The following is a 6,582-nucleotide window of genomic DNA, read 5'->3' as shown; positions in this document are numbered from 1 at the left end:
CCACCTGCGCGACCATTCACGCGGTGCTCGCGGGGCTGGCCGAACTCGACGCGCTCGAACCGCTGCGCGGGAGCCTGGACCTGGACCGGGTGGCGCTCGGCGGTCACTCGGCCGGGGGCACCGTCGTGCTGCAGTCGGCGCGCTATTTCCCTTCGGTGCGGGCGGTTTTCGCATGGGGCGCGCACACCATGGTCGCGACCATGCTGGGCTGGGATCCGGGCACCGTGCTGCCCGCACAGGTGAACTGCCCGGTGCTGCTGGGTGTGGGCACCGAGGACGGGGTCATCCGAGGCAGCGCCGACCGCTACGGCGAGGGCGAGGACCGGCCGGATCCGGTGCAGCGCACCTTCACCGAGGCGCTGCCCGACGGCGAGCATCTGCTCGCGGTGGTGCCGGGGGCCAATCATTTCGCCATCGCCGACGCCGACCCGACCGCCGCGCGCGCCTTCCTGGACGGTCCCGGCAATACCGATGCCCGCGCCCGATTCGCCCACCTCACCACGCTGTTCCTGCACACCCACCTGCGGGATTCGCACACCGCCCGGGACGAACTGGCGGGCTTCGACGACGGCATGCTGCTGAAGCGGCGCTGAGGAGATCGCAGTGCTCAAGAACTTCTGGTACGCCGTCGAATTCTCCGGCCGCGTCGGCCGCGAACCGCGCAAGGTGACCTGTCTCGGCCAGGATTTCGTGCTCTACCGCACCGGCTCCGGTGCGGTGACCTGCCTGTCGGATCTGTGCGTGCACCGCGGCGGCGCGCTGTCGATGGGCAAGGTCACCGGCGACTGCATCACCTGCCCGTATCACGGCTGGCAGTACGACGCCGACGGGGTGTGCGTGCGCATCCCGGCCAACTCCCCCGAACGCAGCATCCCGCGCAAGGCGCGGGTGGACGCGTATCCGGCGCTGGAGCGCTACGGCATGGTGTGGGCCTTCCTCGGCGACCTGCCCGAGGCCGAACGGCCGCCCATCCCCGAGATTCCTGAATGGGACGATCCGGCGTTCCGCGCGGTCGAATACGAGATGGTGGTGGACGCAAACTACGAGCGCACCTTCGAGAACGTGGTCGACGCCTCGCACACCCCGTTCGTGCACGGCACCGCTTTCGGCAATCCCGACAAGCCCGAGATCCCGGATTTCCGTGTGCGGCAGACGGATTGGTCGGCCGAGGCCGATATCGAGCTGAGCCCGCCGCCGCCGAAGGGACTATGGGGGCTGCTGTTCCGGGGCAAGCCCCGGCCGGAGTACGTGACCGTCACCAATGCCTGGTATCTGCCCAATATCGTGAAGCTGCATGTGCGGCTGCCCATCGGGGACCTGCTGCTCTACGACTTCAACATTCCGCTGTCGCAGGATCGCACACTGGTGAAGATTCTCGGCTTCCGCAATTTCTTCACCGGCGGCTGGGCCGACGCCAATACCCGCAAGCGCATCGAGAAGATCCTGTTGCAGGACCGTCCGGTGGTGGAATCCCAACGGCCGGAGCTGCTTCCGTTCGACCTGTCCGACGAGCTGCACGTGCGCAGCGACGCCCTGCAGGTCGCCTACCGACGCCGGCGCACCCAGCTGATCAAGCAGGGCTGGTGGGTCGGCGGCGACGACGTCATCACCGGCGACGCGCCACGGCGCACCGCCACCGTCATCGCCTCGCCCGCGCGCCGCGACAATCCCGAACTGGCCAGCGCCTGGGTGCACAAGGCCCGCAATGGAGGACAACCGCATGACTCTGCCGGCAGCGCTCAGTGAGCGCACCCTCGACACCCTCTCCAGCACGCTGGGTTCGACCGTCGCCGAGGACGTGGCGTTGACCAGCGCGATGACACCGGATCCGGTGGGCAGGCTGCGCGTGCTGCGCGGAGGCCCCATCGACAAGGTGGTCGCCGTCGATCTGGTGGTGCCGCCCATCGGGCTGGACAGCCACATGATCTTCGCCTTCACCGGAAGTGATTCGGCCGTACCGCATTTCACGCTGGACGCGGTCTACGGCGGCGAGTACTACGCCATGCACCTGGATTTGATCCCGCGCGCGGATCTGGCCGTGCACCTGAACTATCTCGACGCCGCCTACCTGCCCTTGACGCCGCTGCTGGACGCGGCCTGGCAGATCGAGGGGGTGTCGGCGGCGGCGATCGGGCCGCGGCAGCGGGCGCTGATGTCGCCGTGGATGGTGGTGTGCCGGGCCGACGAGTCCGCCTTCGGCGAGCTGGGCGGCATCGTGGACGCGTATCTGCGGCACTGGCTCACACTCGTGGACAAGGGAGTTCCCGCGGTGGACACCGATCTCGCGGTGCGTGACCTCGCCAATCGCGCGAATCTGTTCAGCCCGCAGGTGGATCCGGTGTGGGAGCAGGTCACCCGGCTGCTGGGCAACGAACAGTCCGAACGCGTCCGCGGGGAGCTGGAAGCATGAGCGTGCGGGCGAAACCCAGTGTGTTCCAGGAACGCATCGCCGGGGAATGGGTGGGACGGCCCTCCCTGTTCGACGCCGAGGGCGTGTGGCTCGGATTCGAGGACATTCGCCGCTCGTCGGTCTTCGAGAACGGGGACATCACCTATGTCATGGACGGCGGGCTGAGCGGCGGCGGGCAGCTGGCCGGGCGATTCACGCTCGGTGCGCCGTTCGCGTTCGGCGTGCTCGACCACGACGGCGATCGGATCTACACGGGGCCGGACTTCTACGGGTCCGGGCAGCCCTACGGCGGTTTCGTGGACGCGCACTATTACGGGCCCGGATGGCAGGTCTCGCTCAACACCTGGAACCAGACCCTCGGCGACACGCAGGCGTACTCGTCGGTGCTGTCTCAGGGACCGGCCGTGGTCGGGGTGTTCGACGGTGTGTACACCCGCGATCCCGCACTCGTCGAAGAGCGCGTCGCCGCCGAAACCCGCTGTGGTGCGGTGACATTCACCCTGCCCACCAAGGACGAGAGCCAATTCACCGGCGACCTCGAGGTATGGACCGCCGATCAGGTCGACATCGGCAGGACCCGGATGTCACTGAGCGTCGACCCGCTGGGACTACTGACAGCCGAACATCACCTGACCATGTCCGGGGTGCTCGAATCCGACGTACGGACCACCGTGCGCCGCGACGGCGCGCGCTCGTTCCACGAAGGCCCCGACATCTGGGGCAATGGGCAGGCGTACGGCCGCGCTCATTTCGTGCGCCTGCACCAGACCGACGGGCGGCGGCTGGTGGGACGCGAATTCATGCTCGACGCCGAACCGGGGATGGGGCCGGGGTCGCGAATGGCCGTGGTGTATCAGCTGTTCGAGCGCAATCGGCTGACCGTGGTCGTGCACGGCGTCCTGGAGCGCGAATGAGCGCGGGCGCGCGCACGGTCGTCATCACCGGCGGCACCCGCGGCATCGGGCTGGGGATGGCGCGAGCACTGCTGGCGGACGGGCATCGGGTGGCGGTGTGCGGCACCGATATCGAGCGCATCGAGCAGGTGCGCACCGAACTGGACGGGCCCGCGCTGGTCGTGCCCGCCGACATCACCGACCGCGGCCAGGTGCGCGAGCTGTGGGACGCCGCGGTGCACGAGTTCGGCGGCGTGGACGTGTGGATCAACAACGCGGGCGTCTCCCATGCCCGCACCCCGCTCTGGTCGCTGTCGGCGGCGGAATTGCGGAAAGTGGTGGACACCAATCTGATCGGCGTCGCCCATGGCTGCGCGGTGGCCATCGCGGGCATGGCCGCCGCCGGTGGCGGCCATGTGTGGAACATGGAGGGGCTCGGCAGCGACGGCCGCTCGGTGGCGGGCCTGACCGGGTACGGGGCCACCAAACGCGCGGTCACCTATCTCACCGAGGGGCTCGCCAAGGAGATGCCCGCCGGGGTGTCGGTCGGGCTGCTCAGTCCCGGCATGGTGGTGACCGACCTGCTCACCCACGGCTACGGCGACGACGCCGAACTGGCCAAGGCGCGCAAGGTGTTCAACATTCTGGCCGACCGCGTCGAGACCGTCACCCCGTGGCTGGCGCGACGGGCGGTCGCCGACACCCGCAACGGCGCGCGCGTGGCCTGGCTGACGCCCGGCAAGGTGATGCGCCGCTTCGCCGCCGCCCCGTTCCGCCGCCGCGATCTGTTCACAACTCCCGAATCCGGCTGACCGACAGGAGATTCCATGCCCGACGTGCTGGGCTGGCGCGCCAAGTTCGGTGTGCTCGCGCCCTCCACCAATACCGTCGTGGAACCCGATTTCGCCCGCATGGGCGTGCCCGGGGTGACCGCCCACTTCGGGCGCATCCACATTCGCGATCAGAACATGAGCGACGACGCGGGCATGGGCCGGCTGCTCGAGCAGATCCGCGCCGAACTGTCCGCCACCTGCGAACGGGTACTGACTTGCGAACCCGACTACATGGTCATGGGCATGTCGGCCGAAACCTTCTGGGGCGGAGTCGAAGGCAACCAGCGGTTCGTCCGCCAGATCCAGGACGCCACCGGACTGGAGGTGGCCACCGGCGCGGAAGCCTGCCGCCGGGGGCTGGCGCTGTACGGTGCCGCGCGCATCGGCGTGGTCACCCCGTACCAGCCGGTCGGCGACGAGAACGTGGTCCGCTTCTTCGGCGAGCTCGGCTTCGAGGTCAAGGCCATCCGCGGCCTGCGCTGCCCCACCGCGGTTTCCATCGCCCACGTCACCGCGGCCGAATTACGGGCCGCGCTGCTCGAGGTCGACGACGACGGCATCGACGCCCTGGTCCAGTGCGGCACCAATCTGTCCATGGTCAGCCTGGCCGACGAAGCCGAACGCTGGCTCGGCAAACCGGTGCTGGCCATCAATGCCGCCACCTGGTGGATGGCATTGCGCGACAACGGCATCACCGACCGGGTGGAGGGCGCGGGCAGCCTGCTGCGCGACCACTGACTTCGCACCGCAGCCGCTGGAAAGAACTCGGCTACCCGCAGGGGCCACCGCCGACCGATGACCGGTCGGCGGTGGCCCGCTCTCACTGATGGGTCGGATCGGCCCACTCGCCGATGGACTTGGAGCGCACGGGGCTGATGAAGCGGGGGGCGGCGGTGTGCGGGTAGCCTTCGCCCCAATTGGTGGGGTCGCCGGTCATGACGACCTTGGCATTGTCGGTGTACCAGTCGACGAGGTCGGCGTCGGAGCGGACGATCCAGGTGCAGCCGCGTTCGGCGTCGGCGGTGAAGTCGCCGTGGCGGATGAACGGCGGCCGCCAGAAGTACGCGCCCGGCCACATGGAGCCGAAGTTGTATTCGAAGCCGCCGTCGAGGCAGTACGCCTCCTCGCTGCACGGGTGGTGGGCCAGCGGCATTTCGCGCCAGCCGGGCTTGGCCTTGATCAGGCGCGTGTAGAAGCCGGTCTTCTCATCACGGTGCAGCAGCTTGATGTAGAGGCCCGGGACAGGGGTGCCGCCGAGGTCGAAGCGCATGGGGCTGCCGTCCTTGACGTCGATCCACGGCATGGCGGCGGAGTCGTGGACGACGAGTTTCTGGTCGGGACGGACGAATTCGCGGTCGGCGTCGGCGGGTTCGAACTCCCAGCCGCCCCGTTCGCGGAACAGCAGGATTTCGGTACCGGACGCCACTCGCAGCGGCGGGGTCCACACGCCCGCGGGGGCCATCCAGAACCCTTCGGGCCCGAGTACGGTGTCGCCGACGGTGACCTCGCCCGCGAGCACGAACCATTCGGTCTCGGCGGTGTGCACGCCCGCCGGTCGGGACCAGTCACCGGTGAAGCGGACTTTCAACGAGGCCGAGCCGTCCTCCTCGTCGTAGCTCAGATTGCGTTGTTCGGCGGTGCCTTCGGCGTGGGTGAACTCGGCGACATGCCAGATGAGGTCTTTCTCATCGATGAGTTCGACATGGGGACGCATGAATCCTCCTGCGGGACGCGAACTTTCCGATACAGAATGTAGTGCTTATCAATAACCAAAACAAGATGTATCGTTTATTCCGTGAGCAGACCAGGACGCCCGGCCGGACCCGCCGCCGACACCGCAGAGATCGTGCTGACCGCCGCGTTGGAGTTGATCCTCACCGAGGGCGCCGCGGCGCTGACTCCGCAACGGCTGCACGGCATTACCGGCGTCGCGCGTACCACCATCTATCGGCACTGGCCGACCCCGAGGGACTTTCTCGCTGCCCTCATCGCCGTGGCGCCGCATCCGTCCCCCGAGCCGAGCGGCGACGCCGTGGCCGACCTGCACGCGGAAGTCGACTCGCTGTGTGATCGCCTGCGCGACAAGCCCGTCGCGGCATTCCTGCGCGCCCTGGTGACCGCCTCGGCCGCCGACCCTGCCTGCGCGGAACTGCGGCACCGCTATGTCGCCGACCTGCTCGCCCCCTTCCACACGGCGGTGCGCGCGGCGGGCGTCGGCGCGGCGAACTCGATCGAGGAGACGGCGATGGCCATCGTCGCGCCGCTGCTGGTGGACGCCCTGTTGCTCGACCGGCCCGCCGATCGTGACCGGGCCCATCGCGCCGTCTCGGATGCTTTGTCCCGCAACGCCATCGGTTCCCGCTGACCACCCGACGCCAGCGCAACCCGGCTATCCAGAGGAAGACGATGACCAATGCCGTAGGGACCCGCGCCGTCTTCGGCGTGA

The 6,582-nt window shown here is 68.7% G+C and carries 7 protein-coding genes and 1 pseudogene; 7 read left to right on the top strand and 1 reads right to left on the bottom strand.

Annotated features, from left to right (window positions below; translation table 11 throughout):
• From ACWELQ_RS34180 to ACWELQ_RS34155, 6 genes and pseudogenes are all read left to right on the top strand, one after another.
• Positions 1-593, top strand: a pseudogene (locus tag ACWELQ_RS34180) (alpha/beta hydrolase); the annotation flags it as partial.
• A 10-nt stretch (positions 594-603) separates the two neighbouring features.
• Positions 604-1,746: an aromatic ring-hydroxylating dioxygenase subunit alpha gene (locus ACWELQ_RS34175; protein WP_452401160.1), complete on the top strand. Its 1,143-nt coding sequence runs from the start codon at positions 604-606 to the stop codon at positions 1,744-1,746.
• Entirely contained in the window at positions 1,721-2,410 is a 690-nt protein-coding gene (locus tag ACWELQ_RS34170; RefSeq protein WP_452401159.1) for a hypothetical protein, read from the top strand. Before ACWELQ_RS34175 ends, ACWELQ_RS34170 begins: the two co-directional genes overlap by 26 nt.
• Positions 2,407-3,324 (top strand): hypothetical protein, encoded by a 918-nt coding sequence (locus ACWELQ_RS34165; RefSeq protein ID WP_452401158.1) that lies wholly within the window; start codon positions 2,407-2,409, stop codon positions 3,322-3,324. Before ACWELQ_RS34170 ends, ACWELQ_RS34165 begins: the two co-directional genes overlap by 4 nt.
• The gene (locus ACWELQ_RS34160; RefSeq protein WP_452401157.1) at positions 3,321-4,115 is read left to right on the top strand and encodes an SDR family oxidoreductase; all 795 of its coding nucleotides are present in this window, start codon (positions 3,321-3,323) and stop codon (positions 4,113-4,115) included. Before ACWELQ_RS34165 ends, ACWELQ_RS34160 begins: the two co-directional genes overlap by 4 nt.
• Before the next feature lie 15 nt (positions 4,116-4,130).
• Complete coding sequence (locus ACWELQ_RS34155; protein ID WP_452401156.1) at positions 4,131-4,874, top strand: maleate cis-trans isomerase family protein; 744 nt, start codon at positions 4,131-4,133, stop codon at positions 4,872-4,874.
• An 82-nt stretch (positions 4,875-4,956) separates the two neighbouring features.
• Here the strand turns inward: ACWELQ_RS34155 and ACWELQ_RS34150 are convergent, their stop codons facing one another.
• Complete coding sequence (locus ACWELQ_RS34150) at positions 4,957-5,850, bottom strand: DUF4437 domain-containing protein (RefSeq protein WP_452401155.1); 894 nt, start codon at positions 5,848-5,850, stop codon at positions 4,957-4,959.
• An 81-nt stretch (positions 5,851-5,931) separates the two neighbouring features.
• Here ACWELQ_RS34150 and ACWELQ_RS34145 point away from each other — a divergent pair, with 81 nt between their 5' ends.
• Entirely contained in the window at positions 5,932-6,501 is a 570-nt protein-coding gene (locus tag ACWELQ_RS34145; protein WP_452401154.1) for a TetR/AcrR family transcriptional regulator, read from the top strand.
• The last annotated feature ends 81 nt before the right edge of the window (positions 6,502-6,582 follow it).

The organism is Nocardia sp. NPDC004722 (genome assembly GCF_053601505.1).
Note: the sequence above shows the minus strand (reverse complement) of the source record. Positions and strands in the feature narration are given on the sequence as shown.

What these genes read in the sequence shown, in the direction of transcription:
- ACWELQ_RS34155 (WP_452401156.1), top strand. Translation starts at nt 4,131, where the DNA reads ATGCCCGACGTGCTGGGCTGGCGCGCCAAGTTCGGTGTGCTCGCGCCC.
- ACWELQ_RS34170 (WP_452401159.1), top strand. Translation starts at nt 1,721, where the DNA reads ATGACTCTGCCGGCAGCGCTCAGTGAGCGCACCCTCGACACCCTCTCC.
- ACWELQ_RS34160 (WP_452401157.1), top strand. Translation starts at nt 3,321, where the DNA reads ATGAGCGCGGGCGCGCGCACGGTCGTCATCACCGGCGGCACCCGCGGC.
- ACWELQ_RS34150 (WP_452401155.1), bottom strand. Translation starts at nt 5,850, where the DNA reads ATGCGTCCCCATGTCGAACTCATCGATGAGAAAGACCTCATCTGGCAT.
- ACWELQ_RS34165 (WP_452401158.1), top strand. Translation starts at nt 2,407, where the DNA reads ATGAGCGTGCGGGCGAAACCCAGTGTGTTCCAGGAACGCATCGCCGGG.